The following is a 21,220-nucleotide window of genomic DNA, read 5'->3' on the forward strand; positions in this document are numbered from 1 at the left end:
AGGCCTCGCCATGCCGTCCAGATTCGCCGGTTAAGCCACGCTTTTCGCGGCCATTGCCCCGCCACGGCGGGGGTTCTGAGCGCTCGTCGGGTAAAAGACGAGCGCCCGGAATAGGGGTTACAGCTTCGGCATGCCGCCGCCTGGCATCATGCCGCCAAGGCCGCGCATCATCTTGGCCATGCCGCCCTTGGCAGAGAATTTCTTCATCATCTTCTGCATCTGCTTGTGCTGCTTGATCAGCCGGCCGACGTCCTGCACCTGGGTGCCGGAGCCAATGGCGATGCGGCGCTTGCGCGAGCCGCTGAGCAGGTCCGGATCGCGGCGCTCGGCCGGGGTCATGGAGTTGATGATCGCCTCCATCTGCTTGAACTGCTTCTCGGCCGCGCCCTGGGCATTGCCCATCTGCGACAGGTTGACCCCGCCGATGCTCGGCAGCTTGTCCATCAAGCCGCCCAGGCCGCCCATGTTCTTCATTTGCTGCAGCTGGTCGCGGAAGTCTTCAAGGTCGAAGCCCTTGCCCTTCTTCAGCTTCTTGGCCAGCTTGTCAGCCTTGGCCTTGTCGATGGTCTGCTCGGCCTGCTCGATCAGGCTGAGCACGTCGCCCATGCCGAGGATGCGCGAGGCGACGCGGTCCGGGTGGAACGGCTCAAGGGCCTCGGTCTTCTCACCCATACCGATGAACTTGATCGGCTTGCCGGTGATGGCACGTACCGACAACGCGGCACCGCCACGGGCATCACCGTCGACCTTGGTCAGCACCACGCCGGTCAGCGGCAGGGCTTCACCAAAGGCCTTGGCGGTGTTGGCGGCGTCCTGGCCGGTCATGGCGTCGACCACGAACAGGGTCTCGACCGGCTTGACCGCGGCATGCAGCGCCTTGATCTCGTCCATCATGTCGGCGTCGATGTGCAGACGGCCGGCGGTGTCGACGATGACCACGTCGATGAATTTGAGCTTGGCTTCGCGAATCGCCGCTTCAGCGATGGCGACCGGCTTCTGGCTGATATCTGACGGGAAGAAGGTTACGCCGATGTCGTTGGCCAGGGTTTCCAGCTGCTTGATCGCGGCCGGGCGGTAGACGTCGGCCGAGACCACCATCACGCTCTTCTTCTTGCGCTCTTTGAGGAAGCGCGCAAGCTTGCCGGCGGTGGTGGTCTTACCTGCACCCTGCAAGCCAGCCATCAGCACCACGGCAGGTGGCGCGGCGTTCAGCGCGAGGTCTTCGTTGGCCGCGCCCATCAGGCTTTCGAGCTCGGCCTGGACGATCTTCACGAAGGCCTGGCCTGGGGTCAGGCTGCGCGACACCTCGGTACCGACCGCACGTTCCTTGACGCTGTTGACGAAATCCTTGACCACCGGCAAGGCAACGTCGGCCTCGAGCAACGCCATGCGCACTTCGCGCAGCGTGTCCTTGATATTGTCTTCAGTCAGCTTGGCCTTGCCGGTGACATGGCGCAGCGTCTGTGACAGGCGGTCGGTCAGGTTTTCGAACATGGTGATCCTTTCAGGCCCAGTAAAAGCCGAGGTTTGTCAGGCGCCCAGGGGGAAAATGCACACACCCGGGGCACAGCAAGGCGGCGATTATAGCGAAGTGCGGCGGCGGCGCACACCTTGCCTTCCCAGCGGCAAGCTACGAGCGTCAAGCGGGAAGAAAATGCAGCCACCTCGCGGATCCGCCTTTGCTTGTACCTTGCGGCTTCCAGCTTGCAGCTCTCTATGCCAAACTCCGTCTCTTTAAGGCTCGCCAACCAGGACTTATGTTCTCCTCACCCAGCCTCATCCCCAACCTGATCGCCGCCGGCCTTTATATAGCTGCGACCCTCTACCAGGGCACGCACCTGGCCCAGGGCCGCAAAGCTGACAAACGGCTGCTGGGCCTGCTCGGCGCCCTGGCTGTCATTGCCCAGGGCGGCGCCCTGTTCTTCCAGCTGATCACCCCGCTGGGCCTGAGCCTCGATTTTTTCAGCGCCGCCAGCCTGATCGCCGTTGCGGTCATTACCCTGACCTTGCTGGCGTGCCTGCGCATCCCGGTAGAAAACCTGCTGGTGCTGCTGTTCCCGCTGGGCGCGGTCACTGCGCTGCTGGCCCAGTTCGCGCCCCCCGGTACCGTGCCGCTGATCAACGAAGAACCCGGCATCCTTGCGCACATCCTGCTGTCGATCCTCGCCTACGGCCTGTTCACCATCGCGGTGTTCCAGTCGTTGCTGCTGTTGCTGCAGGACCACCAGCTGAAAAACAAGCACCCGTCAGGCCTGATCCGCAACTTCCCGCCGCTGCAAACCATGGAAAGCCTGCTGTTCGGCTTTCTCTGGGCCGGCTGGTGCCTGCTGTCGCTGTCGCTGATTTCTGGCTGGCTGTTCCTCGACAACCTGTTCGCCCAGCACCTGGTGCACAAGACCTTGCTGGCCTGCGTCGCCTGGGTGGTGTTCAGCGTGCTGCTGTGGGGCCGCACCCGCCTGGGCTGGCGTGGCCACAAAGCGATCCGCTGGACGCTGGCCGGTTTCTGCCTGCTGATGCTGGCCTATTTCGGCAGCAAGCTGGTTCGCGAATTCATCCTGCATATCTGACGGCCGCCCATGGACACCCTGCCGTACGCACCGCTCCTCGGCACTCTGGCACTGGCGCTGCTCTGGTCGGCGCTTTTCAGCGCCGTGGATGCCGCCCGCCTGCAGCTCAATGGTTCGCTGCGCAATGGCGACGATGGCCAAGCCCCCCTGCCCGCCCAGGCGCTGGTGCTGTGCGCCAGCCTCGGCAAGTTGCTGGTGCTGGGCCTGGCGTGCCTGATTGGCCAGCGCTACAGCGGCGAACACGGCTTCTGGCTGGCAGGCCTGGGCGCGACGCTGGCCTTGCTGGTGTTTGCCGAATTCCTGCCGCGGCGCCTGGCGCGGCGTAACCCGCAGGCGTTTGCAAGCCTGGGTGCAAGCCTGCTGAAAGTGCCCCTGGCGCTTCTGCAACCCTTGGCCTGCCTGCTCGATGGCTGCGCCAAGCTGCTGCTGCGCCCGTTCCGTGTGCAGCCTACGGCGGTCGCCTTGCACCCGGAACAAGACGACGACTTCGACGAAGACGAAGAGCACGAGCCTGCACGCCATGGCCTGCTCGACGGTTTGCAGTCCTTGGACAAAGTCACCGTCAACGACATCCTGGTGCCGCGCAACGAAGTCGATGGCATCAACCTGGACGACCCGATCGAACGCATCATCGAGCAGCTGATCGTCAGCCGTCACACCCGCTTGCCGGTCTATCACAACGACATCAACCAGGTTGAGGCAATCCTCAACACCAAGCTGATCAGCCACCTGCTGCCCAAGGCGGAGCTGACCCTGGAGAAACTCCACGGCGCCTGTTACGAGCCCTATTTCGTACCCGAAAGCACGCCCCTGCAGCTGCAGTTGCTGAACTTCCATAAACAGCAACGCCGCCTGGGTGTGGTGGTGGACGAATACGGCGAGGTGCTGGGCATCGTCACCTTGGAAGACATTCTCGAAGAGATCGTCGGCGAGTTCGAAGACGAACAGGGGCTGGACAACCCGCACGTCCACCCCCAGCCCGATGGCACCTTCGTCATCGAAGGCACCGCCTCGCTGCGCGAGATCAACCGCACCCTGGGCTGGCACCTGCCCTGCGATGGCGGGCCAAAGACCCTCAACGGCCTGGTCACCGAAGCACTGGAAAGCATCCCGGAAAGCGCCGTTTGCCTGAAGATCGGCCGATATCGCCTGGAAATCCTCGAAACAGAGGACAATTGCGCCAGCAAGGTACTGGTGTGGACCGTGACCCGATAGCTATACTCGGGTCACGCTTACCCAGCCCCGCCGTCCCGCCTGCTACCCGCACCCGGCGCCACACGGCCAGTCCGCTCCACTGACACGCCCCGCGGTCCTGCTTCAACACCCCGAACAGTGCCCGCTCCCGCCCCTATCCCCCTTGGGCTATCGTCAGTCGGGCGAGCAAAAGAACAATACGCTCCGGCGTCCGCGTAGGCGTGCCTGCCCTTCGAAGGTACGCGCCCTGGCGGATCAAGCCTTGGAGCACGACCAGACTGTTAGGGACCTACTTAATGACCACGAGCAGCACCTATGCCGAAGCGCCTGCCGCGCCGGTCAACTCCCCCGCACGGGTGGCCACTGCCAGCTTCATCGGCACGGCCATCGAGTTCTACGACTTCTATGTTTACGCCACGGCCGCCGCGCTAGTGATCGGCCCGGTGTTCTTCCCGTCCGGGTCGGGCACCGCGCAGATGCTCGCGGCCTTCCTCACTTTCGGCATCGCCTTCCTCGCTCGCCCGCTGGGCTCGGCGCTGTTCGGCCATTTTGGCGACCGCATCGGCCGCAAATCGACCCTGGTGGCATCGCTGTTACTGATGGGCGTTTCCACCACCGCCATCGGCGTGCTGCCAGGCTACGACAGCATTGGCGTCTGGGCGCCGATCATTCTTTGCCTGCTGCGCTTCGGCCAAGGCCTGGGCCTGGGTGGCGAATGGGGCGGCGCGGCGCTGCTGGCCACCGAGAACGCGCCACCGGGCAAGCGCGCCTGGTTCGGCATGTTCCCGCAATTGGGGCCTTCGATCGGCTTCCTGGCTGCCAACGGCCTGTTCCTGACCCTGGCCCTGGTGCTCAGCGACGAGCAGTTCCGTGAATGGGGCTGGCGCATTCCGTTCCTGCTCAGCGCCGCACTGGTACTGGTCGGCCTTTATGTGCGCCTCAAGCTCGAAGAGAGCCCGGTGTTTGCCAAGGCCATTGCCCGCCATGAGCGCGTGAAGATGCCAGTGGTCGACCTGTTCTCCAAATACTGGGTACCGACCCTGCTGGGCGCTGCGGCGATGGTGGTGTGCTATGCGCTGTTCTATATCTCGACGGTGTTCTCGCTCAGCTACGGCGTGAGTACCCTGGGCTACACCCGTGAGACGTTCCTCGGCCTGCTGTGCTTCGCCGTGGTGTTCATGGCCTTGGCCACGCCCCTGTCGGCTTGGCTCAGCGACCGCTACGGGCGCAAACCGGTGCTGATTGTCGGCGGCCTGCTGGCGGTGGCATCGGGCTTTACCATGGAGCCGCTGCTGACTTCGGGCTCGACCACGGGCGTGGCGCTGTTCCTGGCCATCGAGCTGTTCCTGATGGGCGTGACCTTTGCGCCGATGGGGGCGTTGCTGCCCGAGCTGTTCCCTACCCATGTGCGCTACACCGGCGCGTCGGCGGCGTACAACCTGGGTGGCATCGTGGGGGCTTCAGCGGCGCCGTTCTTTGCTCAGAAACTGGTGAGCATGGGCGGGTTGAGCTGGGTGGGCGGGTATGTGTCGGTGGCGGCGGTGATCAGCTTGATTGCGGTGCTGTGCCTGAAAGAGACCCGAAACACGGAGCTCTAAGTAATGGGGGCTGCTTTGCAGCCCATCGCAGGCAAGCCAGCTCCTACAAGGCCCACACAGCCCTTGGGCTTTGAGCAGAACCTGTGGGAGCTGGCTTGCCGGCGATGGGCCGCAAAGCGGCCCTAACGGTCCTGAATCAGAACTCAACCTTGACTGCCTGCGAAGCGCGAGTCGCCTTGGCTCGCGCCGCTTCGACCGATTCATCACGCGCCAGGCATACGCCCATGCGACGGGTACCGTTGATTTCCGGCTTGCCGAACAGGCGAATGGCCGTGTCCGGCTCGCTCAGCGCAGCGCCAAGGTTGGCGAAGCTGGTCTGTTGCGATTGGCCTTCTGGCAAGATCACCGCCGACGCCGATGGCCCAAACTGACGCACCACCGGAATCGGCAGGCCCAGAATGGCGCGTGCATGCAGGGCGAACTGCGACAGGTCCTGGGAGATCAACGTCACCAGGCCCGTGTCGTGCGGGCGCGGCGACACTTCGCTGAACCACACCTGGTCGCCCTTGACGAACAACTCCACGCCGAACAGGCCACGGCCGCCCAAGGCATCGGTGACTGCCTGAGCCACGCGCTGCGATTCTGCCAGGGCTTTCGGGCTCATGGCCTGGGGCTGCCACGATTCTTGATAATCGCCTTTCTCCTGGCGATGGCCGACAGGCTCCAGGAAGGTGGTGCCGCCGACGTGACGCACGGTCAGCAGGGTGATTTCGTAATCGAAATCGATGAAGCCTTCGATGATCACCCGGCCCTTGCCGGCGCGGCCGCCTTCCTGGGCGTAGTCCCAGGACTTCTGCAGGTCGGCATCGCTGCGCAGCAGGCTCTGGCCTTTGCCCGACGAGCTCATCACCGGCTTGACCACGCACGGGTAGCCGACATCGGCCACGGCCTTGGCATAGTCTTCGTAGGTGTCGGCGAAGTGGTACGGCGAGGTCGGCAGGTCCAGCTCTTCGGCGGCCAGGCGACGGATGCCTTCGCGGTTCATGGTCAGCTGGGTGGCGCGGGCGGTGGGCACCACGGTGAAGCCTTCGTTTTCCAGCTCGACCAGGGTCGCGGTGGCAATGGCTTCGATTTCGGGGACGATGTAATGCGGCTTCTCGGCTTCGATCACTGCGCGCAGGGCGACGCCATCGAGCATGTTGACCACATGGCTGCGGTGCGCCACCTGCATGGCCGGTGCATTGGCGTAGCGGTCTACGGCAATCACTTCGACGCCCAGGCGCTGCAGCTCGATCACCACTTCCTTGCCCAGCTCACCGCAGCCGCAGAGCAGTACGCGGGTCGCGGTGGGCGACAATGGGGTTCCGATACGGGTCATTTCAGGTCCTCGAAGGCATCCGGGGCTGCGCCAGGCTGAGCGCCGCCCGCTGAAAAAGGACCCGTATTCTACACCATCAACCGACCGCGGCAGCCCGCCGGGCGCGAAATGCCATGGCCAGCCACACGGCAGTGACACCGGCGAACTTCGAGGCCATTGCCGTGCCGATCACGGCCGGCGTCAGGGCGCCGATCATGCCGAAGAAAATGAAGGTATCGACCGGGATGCTCAGCGCCGAGCTCAGCCACAGGCGGTCACGCAGCGGCCGACGGGTGATGCTGAACACCAGCCAGTCGATCAGCTCTGAGATGAAGAAGGCGGTGGCGCTGGCCAGCGCGATGGCCGGTTCCGAGGTGACATACGACAGAACAAGGGCCACCAGCATGGCGACCAAGGCGCCATGCCCGAAACGGGTCTGGACCATGTCGCGCAGGATGAACACCAGACCGCCCCAGGCAGACCAGATGATGTCCAGGTGCGGGGCACTGGAAAAGGCGTAGTTGATCAGCACTACGCTACTGATATAGGCGATGAGATAGAACATGAGCAGTAACCGTCAGACAAGCCGCACAGGTTACTTGATTTTGGGGTCAGCGGCAGCCGCGCCTACAAAATCATCCCGGCAGCCACTGCCCGCTCATGGCAAAGCTTCAGCACGGCGCGGCGCTCAGTGTTATCCATGCGCCCCCAGCGCCCGATCTCGGCCACCGTACGTTGGCACCCCGTGCAGATGTCCTGCTCGTCCAGCGCGCAGATGCTCACGCACGGCGACGCCACCGGGCGCTCTGCCTTGACCACTTCACTCATCATCCACCACCAAGTCACGGGCATAGCGCTGGGCGTTGTGCACATAGTGCGCGGCGCCGGCCTCGATCAAGCGCATCTGCTGCTCGCTGAGCTCGCGCACCACCTTGCCCGGCGACCCCATCACCAGCGACCCGTCGGGAATTTCCTTGCCCTCGGGGATAAGCGCATTGGCGCCGATGATGCAGTGCTTGCCAATCCGCGCACCATTGAGGATCACCGCGTTGATGCCGATCAGGCTGTAATCGCCAACCGTGCACCCATGCAGCATGGCGTTATGGCCGACCGTCACCCCCTTGCCCAGGGTCAGCGGCGAACCCATGTCGGTGTGCATCACCGTGCCGTCCTGGACATTGCTGTCTTCGCCGATGTCGATCAGCTCATTGTCACCCCGCAATACAGCGCCAAACCAGACACTGGCACGGGCCTGCAGGCGCACGTTGCCGATCACGGTGGCGTTGGGCGCGATCCAACTGGTCGGATGGCTGTCGACCCGCAGGTCGCCCAGGCGATATTTCATGCTCGCTCCTCAGGATAAACGGCGGCGGTTTGCGGCAAACGGCAGGGTGGGCCCCGCTCAGATCTCGATGTAACGTTCCGGGGGTTGATGCAAGCTGATACCCGCGTCATACAGCAGGTTGACCAGCTCGACGATCATGATCGCCGACAACCCCCAGATCTTGTATTCGCCGTAACGGTAGCTGGGCACATACCAACTGCGGCCCTGGTAATCGATACGGTGAGTGTGGTCCCGCGGGTCCTGGCGGAAAAATTCCAGCGGCACGGTGAATACTGCCGCGATCTCCGCATCATTGGCGCGGTATTCGACGTAATCGGGGATAAGCCCGACGAATGGCGTCACTTTCAGGCCATGCAGCGAAATCAGTGGGCTCAGCGGGCCGATCACTTCCACCAGCCCAGGGGGCAGGCCGATTTCTTCTTCGGCCTCGCGCAAGGCGGTAAACACCAGGTCCGGGTCTTCGGGGTCGCGGCGGCCACCGGGGAAGGCGACTTCGCCACCATGGGTCGACAGCCCCTTGGCGCGCAGGGTCAAAACCAGTTCGGGCGCTTCGCTGCGGGTAATGGGCAAGAGTACCGCCGCTTCGGGAAACCTTCGGTCAGTTTCCAGTGATGCAGGTTCATGGTTGCTCATTCGGCGAAGAAGCTCGTCCAGCATTGCGCACTCTCGTATCCAAGGCCTGTCTTGCATGATGCACCAAAGCCGCGAAGCACCCAAGCCCCGTGCGCTTGCGGCGGCCCCGTCGGCGCGCCAAGATAGCCCAGTCAAAAGGGAAGAACAGCATGAAATTCTGCAGCGCATGCGGCCAACCGGTCGTTCAGCGGATCCCCGAGGGCGACAGCCGCCTGCGGTATGTCTGCGAGTATTGCCAGACCGTTCACTACCAGAACCCCAACATCGTCGCGGGTGTGCTGCCCACCTGGGGTAGCCAGGTGCTGCTGTGCCGGCGCGCCATCGAGCCACGCCGCGGCTACTGGACCCTGCCCGCCGGGTTCATGGAAAACGGCGAAACCCTCGACCAGGCCGCCCGTCGCGAAACCGTCGAGGAGGCCTGCGCCCAGGTAGGGCCCATGGCCCTGTACCAGTTGTTCGACCTGCCGCACATCAACCAGGTACACGTGTTCTTCCGCGCCGAGTTGGCCGACCTAAGCTTTGATGTGGGCATCGAGAGCCTGGAGGTGCGATTGTTCGAACAACATGAGATACCGTGGGACGAGCTGGCTTTCCGCACCGTCACACGCACACTAGAATGCTACTATCGCGACCGCATCGGGCAGCACTACCCCATAGGCCATGAGTACCTGCCGCCGATGAACGTCTCGCCCACTACTTAAGCCTGCAGGTGCTGCTTCATGCGCTGGTTGTTTGCCCTTTTCTGCCTTTGCGTTACCTCGGTGTCCCAGGCTGCCTTCACCGAGACCATCATTCGCAAGCCGCAGCCACCGGTGCCTGCGCAGTCGCAATCGCAGGCCGCCATGCAGCCGCTCATCGACAAGGTGCTGGTGATCAAGTCCCAGCGCCGCCTGCAACTGATCAGCCGTGGTGAGCCACTGAAGACCTACCGGATTTCCCTGGGCAAGCAGCCCAAGGGCGCCAAGGAACGCGAAGGCGACAAGAAGACCCCCGAGGGCCTCTACTGGTTGGACTGGCGCAAGCAGAGCGACCGTTTCAACCTGGCCATGCATATCAACTACCCGAACATCAGCGACGCCGCCCGCGCCACCCGTGAAGGCGTAAGCGCCGGCAGCATGATCATGATCCATGGCACGCCGATCAACGACGAATACCCGGAGTGGTACTTCCATACCCTGGACTGGACGGACGGTTGCATTGCCATGCGTAACCGCGATATGCAGGAAGTCTGGGAACTGGTCAAGGACGGGACATTGATCGAGATCCGCCCCTGACAGGGCGCTTGTAGCGACTTGTAATCAATGCTTGGAACTCGGTGTCAAGCTGTATGTGCTACGATCGGCATACCCAGAGGGACTCACTGTGAACAAGCAATTGCAATCAAAAGCACGCCTCCCAATTGCCGGCAAGAAAGGCGTCATCGCCTTGCACAGCAAGAGTGGCATGGTCACGGCTTATCGCAATGCGGGTGCAGTAGTTGAGGAGCATGCGACAAAAAGCCTGAGCGTCCGCGTATTGAGCTCAGGCACTTCGCGCGGGCGTACCAGCCGTGCACCACACTTGTCCGACATGGAAAAAGAACTGGCCGAACTCAAAAAGGTGGTTGCTGCCTTGGCTGTTCGCTCAGTAATCAAAGATGAGGTTTTGAACTTCGATCAGGAAGGCATGACTGTTCTGGACGCCGACATCGCTGATCAGTTGCTCGATAACCCTCCAGAGCCCAATGAAGCGCTTCGCAACTTACTTGCCTTGCGCTAAGGCCTTGCGATGGAATTCATCACCGTAGCGTTTGATAAGACGATTGATCGAACTTCGTTCGACTGCTCTACCCCACCCCGCTCTGAATACCTACATAGCCCAGCAAGCCGGCCAGGACGAAAAGCGCAATGTCTCGCGCACCTTCATGTACCTGGAGGACGGGATGCTGCTTGGCTACTACACCCTTGCGAATACTTCAGTAGCGCTCGATGAGCTGAGCGAAGAACAGGCGAGGAAGATGCCTCGGTACCCCATGCCGGCAGCCATGCTGAGTCGCCTGGCTGTTGATCAGCGCATGCAGCGAAAGGGGCTTGGACAGCGGCTAATGGCCGACTTTTTCCGTCGTATCTACACGGTTTCAAAACACTCCGGGGTGGCCTTCATCGTTGTCGACGCAAAAGATGAGCAGGCAGCCAAGTACTATCGGGAGCTATGTTCATCCCCTCGAAACACAACCCACTCCGCCTGCTGCTATCGACTGCGACAATCATTCAAGGCCTGCGACCCCAAGAGCAGCTTAAAAACTAACGCTCGCTGCACGGGACTGGCTCAATGGCTGCACTTCCATGCTTCCTACAAACCCCTCATCGTGTAGGAGCTTTCGCACCTTCAACCACGAACCCGCCTGACATCCGCTTAGGCGGCGTACTGCATCCAAGCGAATCACTTAATTCTTAGCATCCACGCAGACGAATACGAAATCCGTACGTCATCTGCGGGGTGCTTCAATGCCGTACCGAATACGCATCATTGCCAGCAGCCTGCTTGCCTGCTGGCTGGCCAGCCCCCTGGCCTGGGCCGGCGACCTGGCCAGCCAGCAGTTGCGCGACCAGCAGCAAACGTTGCGCCAGCTGGAACAGCAACAACGGCTCGAGCGCTGGCAGCGTGCCCCCGCCCCGCCAGGCGATGACGAAAACCAGGCCCTACAGGCGGTCGACCGCCACTGCTGGGCGGTGACCGGTGCTCGTCTGGCGGGCCACCGTCAGGTGCCGGGCACGGCACTGGAAGCGACCGTGCGGCCCTTCATGCAGCCTTGCATGGGCATCGTCGACATCAACCTGCTGCTCAAGGCCATCACCCAGCGCTATGTGCAGGCGGGCTACCCCACCAGCCGCCCTTACCTGAGCCAGCCACCCGAGGATGGCGCGCCGCTGGACATCCTCATCAGCGAAGGCTTCGTCGAGTCGATCGAACTTGGTGCCGACCTGCCGCTTTCCTTGCGTGGTGCTTTTCCTGACGTGCTGGGGCAGCCGCTATACCTACCGGCGCTGGAGCAAGGGCTCGACCAACTCAACCGCCTGCGTGCCTATGAACTGAGTGTCGACTTGCTGCCCGGCGCCCTGCAGGGCGGCACCCGAGTCGTGGTTCAGCCCCACAAGACCGCCTCGCGCTGGCACCTGGACAGCCGCCTGGACAACCGTGGCAGCGAACTGACCGGCCGCCATCGCCTGAACCTCGGCATTGGCCTGGACAGCCCGCTTGGCCTGAACGACGACCTGCGCCTGTCGTTGGCCAGGACCGTCATCGATGCGCCGGGGCGAAGCAACGGTGTCACGGCGTACTACAGCATTCCGTACGGCCCGTGGACCTTCGCCGCCAGCGCCAGCCAACTGAGCTACCGCGCGCCCATCCCCCAAGGGCGCCAGACCAGCAGTGGCAACAGCCGCTTTCTGGGGCTCAGCGCCGAGCGGGTGCTATGGCGCAACCAGCAGGGCATGCTCAGCGCCAGCGCCCGGCTGGACCGCAAGCAGCTCACCAACCGCACCGGCGGCAAGGCCGTGAGCCTGCAGAGCCCCACCCTGACCACGGTGGAAGCCGGCATCAACCTGCTGTGGCTCGAAGGCGGCCTGTGGCACGGCTACCTCGGGTTCGCCCAAGGGGTGGACTGGTTTGGCGCGGACGCTTCAGCGCCCAGTGCGCTGGGCCCACGACCGGACTTTCACAAGTACCGCGGCACGCTGCTGCACCTGCGCCAAGGCCCGGCGCAGCGGCCCTGGCGCTGGCAGAGCGAACTGGGCCTGCAGTACAGCCGCGACCGGCTGCCGGCCGTCGAGCAACTGCTGGCCAGCGATGATTCCGCTGTGCGCGGGTTCCGCCTGCGCACTTACTCCGGCGCCAGCAGTGCCGTCTGGCGTAACACCTTCAGTTATCCGCTGACGCCGCCCTGGGCCGGACCGCTGCAGCTGCGGCCCTATGCCGGCCTCGATCAGGGCTGGACCCGGCTGGCTCGCGACAGCCCCGTTCAACGCCTGGCAGGCGCGGCAGCCGGCATCGAATTGAGCTTGCCCGACAGCCGCGTGCGCCTCGACTACCAGCGCGCCTTGTACACCAGTGACCTGCCCCGCGCGCTTCTGGAGCCGGGCTTCTGGGTGCTGGAGTGGAACCTGAGCATCTGATTCACCCCACAAAAAAAGAGAACGAGACCATGCAAACGCGCTCGCAGTTCACGTCTACCCGCCCGGATACCTTGCGTTGGGCCATCTTCCTCGCCCTGCTCGGCTCCAGCAGCGTGCTGGCCCAGGGCGGCCTTGAAGCCGCTACCGGCCCAGGTGGCACCCCGGTCATCAACAATGGCCATGGTGTGCCAGTCATCGACATTGTCGCCCCCAACGCCGGCGGCCTGTCACACAACCAGTTCCTCGACTACAACGTCGGCAACCCCGGCGTGGTGCTGAACAACGCCACCCAGGCCGGCCAATCGCAACTGGCCGGTGCCCTGGCCGCCAACCCGCAGTTCCAGGGCCAGGCGGCCTCGACCATTCTCAATGAAGTGATCAGCCGCAACGCCTCGCTGATCGAGGGGCCGCAGGAAATCTTCGGCCGCCCCGCCGATTACATCCTGGCCAACCCCAATGGCATCACCCTCAACGGGGGCAGCTTCATCAACACCACGCGCGCGGGCTTCGTGGTCGGCACCCCAGAATTCGAAGACCAGCAACTCAAGTACCTCGACACCCTCAATGCCAGCGGCGCCCTGCAGGTACTGCCCGGTGGCCAGAGCAACAGCACCGGCGCGCTTGACCTGATCGCGCCGCAGGTAGACAGCAAAGGGCTGCTCATGGCCGGCAGTGAACTGAACGTCACGGTGGGCCGCAACCGCATCGACCAGGCCAGCGGCCAGGTGGTCGAGCACTTGCCCGGCACAGCGGCCAGTATCGATGCCAGCCTGTTCGGGGCCATGCGCGCCGGGCGCATCCGCGTGGTGAGCACCGCCGAGGGCGCGGGCGTGCGCATGGGGCCCGTTCAGGCGCATGCCACCGACGGTATCGACATCCAGTCAGCCGGTGGCCTGCACATCAGCGGCAAGGCCGACACCCGCGCCGAACTTCACAGCGAACGGGGCGCCCTTGCCCTCAGCGCCGCCGACGACCTGACCCTGCGCGCCGTCGATGGCCAGGCACAACAGGTGGTGGTCACGGCCGGCCAGAAGCTCACCCTGGACGCCGACAGCCTGGAAAACACCCAGCACGATCGCGAAAACTGGAACAAGAAGTTCCTTTTCATCACCCGCGAAACCTACAACCGCGAGCGCACCACCCGCGACCGTCAACAGCAGGGCACGCAGTTGCGCGGCCATGACAACGTTCGGCTGCAATCGGGTGCCGATATGCGCCTGTTGGCCGCCGACGTGAGTACAGGGGGTGTGTTGAACGTCGACAGTGCAGGCAACTTGGACATCGTGGCGGGTATCGACAGCAAACACATCACCGAACAGGTGCGCCACCGCAAGGACCTGTGGCGCGGCGACAGCGATACCGAGCAAACCCGTGAAACAGCCCGGGGCAGCACGTTGAATGCCGGGCGCCTGATACTTACAGCAGCCGACGCCCTCAAGGTTGACGGCAGCACGCTGCATGCGAACAACGACATGCAATTCAAAGCCCGGCACATCGAGGTCGGGACCACGGCCTTGCAGGAAAGCGGCACCCAACGCAATTACCGCGGCGACCTGGTCTCTGGCACCTTCTTTGGCGACCGCAAAGGCAATGACAGCCAAGCGCAGGTCGTGGCTGGCAGCAGTGTGACGACGGACGGCAAGCTGAACATGACGGCCGACCAGGTCACCATCAAAGGCAGCAAGGTGCATGGCAAGGAAGACTCGGTGCTCTACAGCGAAAACGGCCTGCTGGCGATCGAAGCCGACCGCGGCAGCAGCACCTCGACCGATCACCAGAGCGACAGCAAACTGTTCGGCCTGATCGGCAGCGACCGCAAGCACACCACACGCAAGGACCAGGTACTGGTCAGCGACGTCTCGTCCAGCAGCAACCTGCGCCTGGCCAGCGCCGACGAACTGCGTATCCACGGGGCAAAGGTCGAAGCAGGCAAACACTTGCAGGTAGAAGCCAAGGGCGACCTGGTGATCGACAGCGCGCAGTCGCGCAACGAAACCGACACCCGGCACCAGCAGCGTGGCCTCAGTGTCGGCGCCAAGCAGACTGAAGAGGCGCAGGATGGCAAACCGGACTCGCGCCAGTACGAGGCCAGCCTGGGCTATCAGGTCGCTACCACGACCGGTACGACACAGGAAACATCACAAGTCTCCAGCGAACTCAAGGGCGCCTCGGTAGGCCTGCAAAGCGATGCCCATTTGCAGGTCAATGGTTCCAAAGTTCAGGCCAGCGCCGGTGACCTGAACGTGACCGCCAAGCACATCGCCTTGGGTGCAACCCGCAATGAGCGCGAGTCCATCAGCAAGAACAGCCAGAGCGGAGGCAGCGTTAAAGTGACGGGGGGTATCGATCGTTTGGGCAGCGCCTTCGCAGGCCATCACAACACCCAGACTCAGCTCGAACGCGACAGCACGGTACAAGGCAGCGAATTGAAGGCCAGCGCCGGGGTGAAGCTGGAGGCCGAGCATTTGCTCACCGAAGCCGCACGCGTCGATGCCGGCCAGCAACTGAAGGTCACCGCCAAGCACATCGAGAACCGTGCCGTGCAGGACACCCATGAGCGTGAAAGCGTCACAGACAATTGGGCCGGCAGCCTCGGTGCCAGCGTGGAATACCGTGACCTCACCCGCCCCATCGAACGCCTGGTACTCGGTGAGGAGGCCGCGCGCTTTCAGCAAGCCTCGCCCGAAGACGCGATGGCGGCCCCGAGCGTCGGCGCCGACATGACCGTGGACCATCTCAAACGCCTGGAGAACCAGCGCCGCAGCTTGGCCCAGGTGAGTGAGCTGACCGGTGCAACGGTCGAGGTCAAGGCCGGTGTCATCGATGACCAGGGCACCGCGTGGAAGGCCAACGCCGGGAAACTGCTGATCGACGCCTCGCAGCACACCCTGCGGGCAGCCGAGAACACTCAGGTAGATACCGTGCAGCGCATGGCCTATGGCGGCGATGCCCGCGTGGACACCAGCAGCGGCAACGACCTCAATGTTCGCGCCGCCGGCAAGGGCGGCTCGCTGGGCAAACAGGACACTGCCAGTACCGCCGTGCCCGGAAGCCTCTATGGGCAACAGGGCATCCAGGTACAGCTGGGCAGCGATGGCCTGTACGAAGGCACGCGCATCGACGGTGGCGAAGGCAACGTGGCCATGCGCAGTGGGGGCACCTTGTCGTTGTCCCAAGCCAATGACCGTAATACCCAGTCCGCAGGCCAGCTTGACGGCAACGCCTGGGCCAAGGTTGGCAATCGCCCCGGCAGCACTGGCGTCGACGCCCGCGGCTACCTTGATCACCACCAGCAAGACAGCGCGCAGACCAAGGCCCAGGTTGCGCAGATCGATGCCAAGGGCGATGTTCACCTGAGCAGTGATGGCGACCTGAAGCTGGAGGGGACGCGTATCGGCAGCCGTGACGCCAAGGTCGGGGATACCCTGCTGGAAAGTGGTGGCCGCTTGCAGGTCACTGCAGGCAGCGATACCCAGCAGGCCAAGGGCAGCAACCTGGGCGGCGGCCTGGAGCTTGCGGTCAAGACCGGCGCAACGAAAGGGGGCGGCATCGGCGGGCACTTCAACCACGGCAAGCAGAACGAAGATGCCAGCCAGGCTGTCGATGCCCGCTTCGACAGCGCCGGCACACTGACGCTGAGCAGCCGTGCCCGCGAGGACATCGCCTTGCACCTGCAAGGGCTGCACGCCTCAGCCGAACAGATCGTGCTCAACGCCGCCGGGGGCGGCATGCGGGTGGAAGCATCCAGCAACCGGGAGCAACGCGACAACCTCGACATCACCGCGGGGGCCGGTTTCAACATGGCCAAGGGGGATACCGATACCCGTGGTCTGCATGGCCGCGCACAGGTCGCCCTGGACAAACGTGACAACCAGACCTGGAACGCCAGCCAGCTGCGCGCTGAGGGTATCCAGTTGCACAGCCGTGGCGACACACGCATCGAAGGTGCCAGCCTGGAGGCAGGGCGTATTACCGGTGAGGTCGGCGGCGATCTGCGCATTGCCAGCCGCAAGGACAGCGTCGATAGCCTGACCGTGAAAGCTGACGCACGCCTGAGCCAGGAAAAGAACCCGCAAGGCTACACCAACGCCGCCACCGCGCTGGCAGGGCCGCTGGGTAGCAAGGTCGGCGAAAAGGCCGGCCCAGCCTTGAGCAAGGCCGAACCTGGTTTCTCACCGACCTTGCGCCTGGACCTGTCGCATCAACAGCGCGACACCGTGGCCAGGCAGACCACGCTCAAGGGCAGCGAAGGCATCGCGCTGAAGGTTGCGGGCGACGCTCACTTGGTCGGCGCGCGGTTGCAGTCGGCCAAGGGTGATGTCGAGCTGAGCGCCAATGCGATTAGCCAAGAGACCCTGAGTGGCAGCGACTACCGCCGCGATGTGTCGATTGACGTGTCCAACTCGCCGGTGGACCTGGGCACAGCAGTGGCTGAGTTCACCAAGGGCAAGGGCGCGGCTGACGGCGAGAATGCGCTTGATCTTGGGGTATTGCGTACCAGCGGGCATAACCGCAGCGAGCAATGGGTATCGAGTACCCAGGGCAAGGCGGACTGACCCCTCGCCCACCGCACCCTGGTAGGAGCAGCCTTGTGCTGCGAAGAGGCCCGTGGCAGCAGCGAAGATTTGGTGTGTTGTCACCGGCCTCTTCGCAGCACGAGGCTGCTCCTACAGGGGGGTGCGTTTCACCGCAGGTCCGGGTGGTTACCAACGGACCCGCCGCTGCCCTGTCGTTGCCTCCAGCCCCAGCCACTGCGCCCACCGGTAGGAGCAGCCTTGTGCTGCGAAGAGGCCCGTGGCAGCAGCGAAGATTTAGTGTGTTGTCACCGGCTTCTTCGCAGCACGAGGCTGCTCCTACAGGGGGGTGCGTTTCACCGCAGATCCGGGTGGTTACCAACGGACTCGCCGCTGCCCTGTCGTTGCCTCCGGCCCCAGCCACTGCGCGCCGCGCAGCAGTGGGGTCAGGGCAGCATCGGGTTGCAGCGCGATGGTGATCTGGGCCTGTCGCCCCCGCACATCGGCGTCCACGTCGAGCTGATGCTGCCCTGGCTGCAGCAACTGCCCCAACAGGTGCCAACCCCCGCGGCACTGCACCTCGACCCGGCCCTGCCCCAACCCCAGCGACCAGGGCTCACTCAGCGCCAAGTCCGTAACCGTGAGGCGCCCATCGCTGGCCAGGCACTGCCGCCACGCACCCTGTACACGCACCCAACCCTGCCACTGCCCGGCCAGACGATACGCCGCCGCTACCGTCACCTGTGCCGCTGACGGGCGCACTTCCCCCTCCCAGCGCCAGGGCCAACCGTGGACCTGCACGTGCCACGCCTGTCCCTGAAACCCCAGCGCGCCCTGCCCTTGCAAACGCCAAGGCTGTAAGGTCCATTGCAACGGCCCGAACGGGCCGATCTGCTGCGCTTGCCCCTGCCACAGGCTGCCGCTCACACCCCCGGCCGGTACCCCAAAGCCACGCACCAGCCAGCTGGCGGGCAACTGCACCAGTAAGGTCACACTGAACACCAGCAGCAACCACGCCACTGCGCCCCGGCTCATGGCCGAAGTACCAGGTCGAAGCGCATGCCCTGGGTGTCTTGCTCCAGCCCCCACTGCAAGGGCTGCGCGCCTTCGGCCTGCAGCACACGTACCCAACCCAGCAAGGCCTGCTCATCGCCCACCTGACCGCGCAGGTGCCAAGCCTCGCCCTGCGTGACCACCTCCAGTAATTCGATCTGCCGCGCCTGAGCCGACTGGCGCAGACGCTCCAGGTTCAGCGTCGCACCGCCCTGCAAACCTACTGCCATTTGCGCCAGCGCCTGCCATTGGCTCAGCGCACGCCATTGCGCCACGCCTTCACGTAGCAGCAGCACGCTCGACAGCAGCGCGATGAGGCACACGGCCAGCGGCAAACGGTGACGCTGCATCCACGCCGTGCTCATGCCGCCACCTCCAAGTCGAACACCACGGTTGGCGACGACTCGCCGCCACTCACCTGCACCTGAGCGCCCACCGCACTGGCCATCTCGCGCCAAGGAGGTGTGGCGCCCTCGCCCTCCAGCCGCACATGCCAGCGCTGGCCATCAAAACGCACCGCTTGCAGGCGCCAGCCGGGATGCTCACTCAGCCAGGCGTGCAAGCGCCCTTGTAAATCGTCGAGCTGACGCAGGCGCACTTGCTGCTGCAAGCCGGCCTCACGCAGGCGCTTGAGCGCCTGAGCAGCCTGCCTGGGGCCCGCCTGCTCACCCGTCACGGCAATCACCTGGGCTTGCCAGAGCTGGGCCTGGCGCCATTGCTGGGCCGCCCACACGCCGCCCCAGGTGCACGCCAACAGCAGGCAGGCAGCCATGAGCTGGCACTGCTGCCGCGTCGGCCCCGCCAACGTGCGACGCCGCCGCTGCTCGAACAGGCCAGGCAAGCTGTCCAGCGCTGCCAATGCTGCAGGCCACTGGCCTTCCAGAGGTAGCCTGCGTAATTGCGGCCAGGGTTCGACCAGCACCTCGCCCATGGCTTCAGGCCAGGCCAGCCAATGCTCGCCAGCGTCTTCGCTCAGCCCCTTGAGCAGGCTGACCCCGTCTTGCTTGCGCCACCACCAGGCGGCCCCCGCCTCGGGTGCCGGCAGCAACTGGAATTCAGCCCAACAGCGCTCGGCCGTCAGCCCCCACTCGGCGCATTGCCCGCGCCAATCGTCCAGGCGCTCGCGCGCCACCGCCAGTAACCGAACTTGCCCGGCCTCACGCCCCAAATACCCGCACACCACCTCATCCGCGCCTTGCAGCAAGCGGTCTTCAAGCAGCAATGGCCATTCTTCACGCTTGAGCCCTGGCGGTGCGGGCAACTGGAAATGGCTGCACTGCTCGGCCGGCACGATCAACGCCACCCGTGCCTGCAGGTTCGCCGGCGGTTCGCCCTGCCCCTGGCGTAGCGCGACACCGCCCTCGACCAGTGACCAGTCCCAAGGGCTGCCAGGACGCACCAACAGCCAAGGTCGAGCCGGTGAGCGTCGACGCCAGTCAAGGTTCATGAGCGCCCCCAGGGAAGGACGAAGGTGCAGGCATACGGTGCTCCATCACGTTGCAATTCCAGGCGCACGCCACGGCCGGGGTGCGCGGGTTGGTCGGAAGGCCAGGGCAGCCAGCGGCCACCCTGGTGGTAAAGGATGTTCATCGCGCTCACCCGCCCTAGCTGTTCACGCAGCACCCAGCGCGGCGCCGAGGCGGCATACAGGTCCGCCGAGGTTTCCAGTAGCAGGCGTTGCTCACGCGCCTCGAAGCGCAGACGTTGGCGCTGCAAACGCGACCCGCCTTCGGCCTCCGGCAAGCCTGTCGCCGCCACCCACAGCAGTTGGCCGCTCGTCGCTTGCCAGTCGAACCAACGGCCGGGCAAGGGCAATCGCTGGTCATACACCCGGCGCAGGACCGGGCTGTCGAAGCGCCGCTCCAGGGCCAGGCAGAAATCCAGCACCGACGCCTCCTGGCTGCTCACCTGCAACCGCTCACGCACCTTCAGCCAGCCATTGACCAACGCTGCCAGCATGACGCCGAGCAGCGCGGTGAGGGCCAGGGCCACCATCAGTTCGATCAGGGTCAGGCCTGCCTGCTGCCGCTTCATGGGCGCTCCAGAAACACACTGTATTGGCCAAGCGGCAGCCGCTGGTCGCGGTCGCCGAACAGCAGCAGTTCACCCCTGCGCAGGTCGCGCACGCCAGTGCGGCGCAGTTTCAGCTGCCAATGGCACACCTGGCCGCCTTGGCTCAGTTGCCCATCCACCTGATTGTGGGCCGGCCAGTACTGCTCGACGGTGAAACGGGCTTGCAGTTCGCGAGCGCAGAGCAGGCCAAGGCGGTGCTGTTGCAAGTTGTCCTGCACGGCCAGGCGCTGGCGCAGGACCTGGCTGGTGATGACCGCCAACACGGCGGCAATCGCCAGGGCCACGGTCACTTCCAGCAGGGTGAAACCACGCTGCTGGCGCCTCATGGCAGCGCCGCCGTCTGCAGGCGGCCGTCACGGCTCCAGGCCCATTGCTGGCTGCCCTCGGCCCAGCGCCAGCGCACCGAACCCGGCTGCGCCCAACCTTGCGGCGTGAACAGAATGCGCGGCTGCGGGCTGGCTGGCCAGTCGGGCTGCAAGCCTTTGGGCCACTCGCCCAGGCTGACCGGTTCGACGACCCAGCCATCGCGTTCACGCCGCACGAACTCCGGGCGCTGGCCGGTCCAGCGCAGCCCGCGTAACTGGCCGGCATGCCGTGCCTCGGCGGCCTGCACGCGCACCTGTGCAGCCAGCCGCTGCAAGGCCTGATCGACGCTGGCCTTGCCGCTGTCGAGCGACGCCACGGCGAGCCCGGTCATCAGGCCGGCGATGGCCAGTACCACCAGCAGTTCGATCAGGCTGAAGCCTTGTTGATGGGCTAATGGGACCGCTATGCGGCCCTTCGCGGGCAAGC

21 protein-coding genes are annotated in these 21,220 nt (G+C 64.5%); 9 read left to right on the forward strand and 12 right to left on the reverse strand.

What is annotated here, in order from left to right; genetic code table 11:
- Positions 1-117 precede the first annotated feature (117 nt).
- Positions 118-1,494, reverse strand: a complete 1,377-nt coding sequence (ffh, locus tag QOS90_RS11545) for a signal recognition particle protein (protein ID WP_027595720.1) — start codon at positions 1,492-1,494, stop codon at positions 118-120.
- Positions 1,495-1,757: 263 nt separating this feature from the next.
- Here ffh and QOS90_RS11550 point away from each other — a divergent pair, with 263 nt between their 5' ends.
- The 3 genes from QOS90_RS11550 (at position 1,758) to QOS90_RS11560 (ending at position 5,359) form a co-directional block, all read left to right on the forward strand.
- Positions 1,758-2,567 carry a cytochrome C assembly family protein gene (locus QOS90_RS11550; protein WP_027595719.1) on the forward strand — a complete coding sequence of 270 codons (810 nt, stop codon included), beginning with the start codon at positions 1,758-1,760 and terminating at the stop codon, positions 2,565-2,567.
- A 9-nt stretch (positions 2,568-2,576) separates the two neighbouring features.
- Complete coding sequence (locus QOS90_RS11555) at positions 2,577-3,782, forward strand: transporter associated domain-containing protein (RefSeq protein ID WP_027595718.1); 1,206 nt, start codon at positions 2,577-2,579, stop codon at positions 3,780-3,782.
- A gap of 275 nt (positions 3,783-4,057) precedes the next feature.
- Positions 4,058-5,359 (forward strand): MFS transporter, encoded by a 1,302-nt coding sequence (locus tag QOS90_RS11560; protein WP_085272714.1) that lies wholly within the window; start codon positions 4,058-4,060, stop codon positions 5,357-5,359.
- 136 nt (positions 5,360-5,495) lie between these two features.
- Here QOS90_RS11560 and purT read toward each other — a convergent pair whose 3' ends face one another.
- The 5 genes from purT to QOS90_RS11585 all read right to left on the reverse strand — a co-directional run bounded on the left by purT (position 5,496) and on the right by QOS90_RS11585 (position 8,658).
- A complete protein-coding gene (purT, locus tag QOS90_RS11565; protein ID WP_085272713.1) occupies positions 5,496-6,677 on the reverse strand; it encodes a formate-dependent phosphoribosylglycinamide formyltransferase in 1,182 nt (393 codons plus the stop codon).
- 76 nt (positions 6,678-6,753) lie between these two features.
- Complete coding sequence (locus QOS90_RS11570) at positions 6,754-7,221, reverse strand: 7-cyano-7-deazaguanine/7-aminomethyl-7-deazaguanine transporter (protein ID WP_027595715.1); 468 nt, start codon at positions 7,219-7,221, stop codon at positions 6,754-6,756.
- Between the two features lie 62 nt (positions 7,222-7,283).
- Positions 7,284-7,487 (reverse strand): DUF1289 domain-containing protein, encoded by a 204-nt coding sequence (locus QOS90_RS11575; RefSeq protein WP_085272712.1) that lies wholly within the window; start codon positions 7,485-7,487, stop codon positions 7,284-7,286.
- A complete protein-coding gene (locus QOS90_RS11580; protein WP_085272711.1) occupies positions 7,477-8,001 on the reverse strand; it encodes a gamma carbonic anhydrase family protein in 525 nt (174 codons plus the stop codon). Before QOS90_RS11580 ends, QOS90_RS11575 begins: the two co-directional genes overlap by 11 nt.
- A gap of 57 nt (positions 8,002-8,058) precedes the next feature.
- Complete coding sequence (locus QOS90_RS11585; protein ID WP_027595712.1) at positions 8,059-8,658, reverse strand: CoA pyrophosphatase; 600 nt, start codon at positions 8,656-8,658, stop codon at positions 8,059-8,061.
- Positions 8,659-8,783: 125 nt separating this feature from the next.
- Between QOS90_RS11585 and QOS90_RS11590 the strand changes: the two genes are divergently transcribed.
- The 6 genes from QOS90_RS11590 (at position 8,784) to QOS90_RS11615 (ending at position 17,344) form a co-directional block, all read left to right on the forward strand.
- Entirely contained in the window at positions 8,784-9,335 is a 552-nt protein-coding gene (locus tag QOS90_RS11590) for an NUDIX hydrolase (RefSeq protein ID WP_027595711.1), read from the forward strand.
- A gap of 18 nt (positions 9,336-9,353) precedes the next feature.
- A complete protein-coding gene (locus tag QOS90_RS11595; RefSeq protein ID WP_085272710.1) occupies positions 9,354-9,908 on the forward strand; it encodes a L,D-transpeptidase family protein in 555 nt (184 codons plus the stop codon).
- An 88-nt stretch (positions 9,909-9,996) separates the two neighbouring features.
- Entirely contained in the window at positions 9,997-10,392 is a 396-nt protein-coding gene (locus QOS90_RS11600; RefSeq protein ID WP_027595709.1) for a hypothetical protein, read from the forward strand.
- Between the two features lie 43 nt (positions 10,393-10,435).
- Entirely contained in the window at positions 10,436-10,987 is a 552-nt protein-coding gene (locus QOS90_RS11605; protein WP_256215236.1) for a GNAT family N-acetyltransferase, read from the forward strand.
- Between the two features lie 133 nt (positions 10,988-11,120).
- On the forward strand, positions 11,121-12,788 hold the full coding sequence (locus QOS90_RS11610) for a ShlB/FhaC/HecB family hemolysin secretion/activation protein (RefSeq protein WP_085272709.1): 1,668 nt from the start codon (positions 11,121-11,123) through the stop codon (positions 12,786-12,788).
- A gap of 29 nt (positions 12,789-12,817) precedes the next feature.
- Positions 12,818-17,344, forward strand: a complete 4,527-nt coding sequence (locus tag QOS90_RS11615) for a hemagglutinin repeat-containing protein (protein WP_085272708.1) — start codon at positions 12,818-12,820, stop codon at positions 17,342-17,344.
- Between the two features lie 333 nt (positions 17,345-17,677).
- On the opposite strand, the gene gspN is transcribed toward QOS90_RS11615, so the two are convergent.
- From gspN to gspH, 6 genes are read right to left on the reverse strand one after another with little or no spacing between them, the layout of a single operon-like run.
- A complete protein-coding gene (gene gspN, locus QOS90_RS11620; protein ID WP_027595706.1) occupies positions 17,678-18,337 on the reverse strand; it encodes a type II secretion system protein N in 660 nt (219 codons plus the stop codon).
- On the reverse strand, positions 18,334-18,720 hold the full coding sequence (gene gspM, locus QOS90_RS11625) for a type II secretion system protein GspM (protein WP_085272707.1): 387 nt from the start codon (positions 18,718-18,720) through the stop codon (positions 18,334-18,336). The genes gspN and gspM overlap by 4 nt, the downstream gene beginning before the upstream one ends.
- The gene (gene gspL, locus QOS90_RS11630) at positions 18,717-19,802 is read right to left on the reverse strand and encodes a type II secretion system protein GspL (protein WP_085272706.1); all 1,086 of its coding nucleotides are present in this window, start codon (positions 19,800-19,802) and stop codon (positions 18,717-18,719) included. Before gspL ends, gspM begins: the two co-directional genes overlap by 4 nt.
- The gene (locus tag QOS90_RS11635) at positions 19,799-20,389 is read right to left on the reverse strand and encodes a PulJ/GspJ family protein (RefSeq protein ID WP_085272705.1); all 591 of its coding nucleotides are present in this window, start codon (positions 20,387-20,389) and stop codon (positions 19,799-19,801) included. Before QOS90_RS11635 ends, gspL begins: the two co-directional genes overlap by 4 nt.
- On the reverse strand, positions 20,386-20,754 hold the full coding sequence (locus tag QOS90_RS11640; RefSeq protein WP_085272704.1) for a type II secretion system protein GspI: 369 nt from the start codon (positions 20,752-20,754) through the stop codon (positions 20,386-20,388). Before QOS90_RS11640 ends, QOS90_RS11635 begins: the two co-directional genes overlap by 4 nt.
- Positions 20,751-21,218, reverse strand: a complete 468-nt coding sequence (gspH, locus tag QOS90_RS11645) for a type II secretion system minor pseudopilin GspH (protein ID WP_256577367.1) — start codon at positions 21,216-21,218, stop codon at positions 20,751-20,753. Before gspH ends, QOS90_RS11640 begins: the two co-directional genes overlap by 4 nt.
- Between the last annotated feature and the right edge of the window lie 2 nt (positions 21,219-21,220).

Source organism: Pseudomonas sp. LAIL14HWK12:I10 (assembly GCF_900184205.1).
In the GTDB taxonomy this organism is placed as follows: Bacteria; Pseudomonadota; Gammaproteobacteria; order Pseudomonadales; family Pseudomonadaceae; genus Aquipseudomonas; species Aquipseudomonas kermanshahensis.

Coding starts and splice junctions, on each gene's coding strand:
- ffh (WP_027595720.1), bottom strand. CDS start 1,494: ATGTTCGAAAACCTGACCGACCGCCTGTCACAGACGCTGCGCCATGTC.
- QOS90_RS11550 (WP_027595719.1), top strand. CDS start 1,758: ATGTTCTCCTCACCCAGCCTCATCCCCAACCTGATCGCCGCCGGCCTT.
- QOS90_RS11555 (WP_027595718.1), top strand. CDS start 2,577: ATGGACACCCTGCCGTACGCACCGCTCCTCGGCACTCTGGCACTGGCG.
- QOS90_RS11560 (WP_085272714.1), top strand. CDS start 4,058: ATGACCACGAGCAGCACCTATGCCGAAGCGCCTGCCGCGCCGGTCAAC.
- purT (WP_085272713.1), bottom strand. CDS start 6,677: ATGACCCGTATCGGAACCCCATTGTCGCCCACCGCGACCCGCGTACTG.
- QOS90_RS11570 (WP_027595715.1), bottom strand. CDS start 7,221: ATGTTCTATCTCATCGCCTATATCAGTAGCGTAGTGCTGATCAACTAC.
- QOS90_RS11575 (WP_085272712.1), bottom strand. CDS start 7,487: ATGATGAGTGAAGTGGTCAAGGCAGAGCGCCCGGTGGCGTCGCCGTGC.
- QOS90_RS11580 (WP_085272711.1), bottom strand. CDS start 8,001: ATGAAATATCGCCTGGGCGACCTGCGGGTCGACAGCCATCCGACCAGT.
- QOS90_RS11585 (WP_027595712.1), bottom strand. CDS start 8,658: ATGCTGGACGAGCTTCTTCGCCGAATGAGCAACCATGAACCTGCATCA.
- QOS90_RS11590 (WP_027595711.1), top strand. CDS start 8,784: ATGAAATTCTGCAGCGCATGCGGCCAACCGGTCGTTCAGCGGATCCCC.
- QOS90_RS11595 (WP_085272710.1), top strand. CDS start 9,354: ATGCGCTGGTTGTTTGCCCTTTTCTGCCTTTGCGTTACCTCGGTGTCC.
- QOS90_RS11610 (WP_085272709.1), top strand. CDS start 11,121: ATGCCGTACCGAATACGCATCATTGCCAGCAGCCTGCTTGCCTGCTGG.
- QOS90_RS11615 (WP_085272708.1), top strand. CDS start 12,818: ATGCAAACGCGCTCGCAGTTCACGTCTACCCGCCCGGATACCTTGCGT.
- gspN (WP_027595706.1), bottom strand. CDS start 18,337: ATGAGCCGGGGCGCAGTGGCGTGGTTGCTGCTGGTGTTCAGTGTGACC.
- gspM (WP_085272707.1), bottom strand. CDS start 18,720: ATGAGCACGGCGTGGATGCAGCGTCACCGTTTGCCGCTGGCCGTGTGC.
- gspL (WP_085272706.1), bottom strand. CDS start 19,802: ATGAACCTTGACTGGCGTCGACGCTCACCGGCTCGACCTTGGCTGTTG.
- QOS90_RS11635 (WP_085272705.1), bottom strand. CDS start 20,389: ATGAAGCGGCAGCAGGCAGGCCTGACCCTGATCGAACTGATGGTGGCC.
- QOS90_RS11640 (WP_085272704.1), bottom strand. CDS start 20,754: ATGAGGCGCCAGCAGCGTGGTTTCACCCTGCTGGAAGTGACCGTGGCC.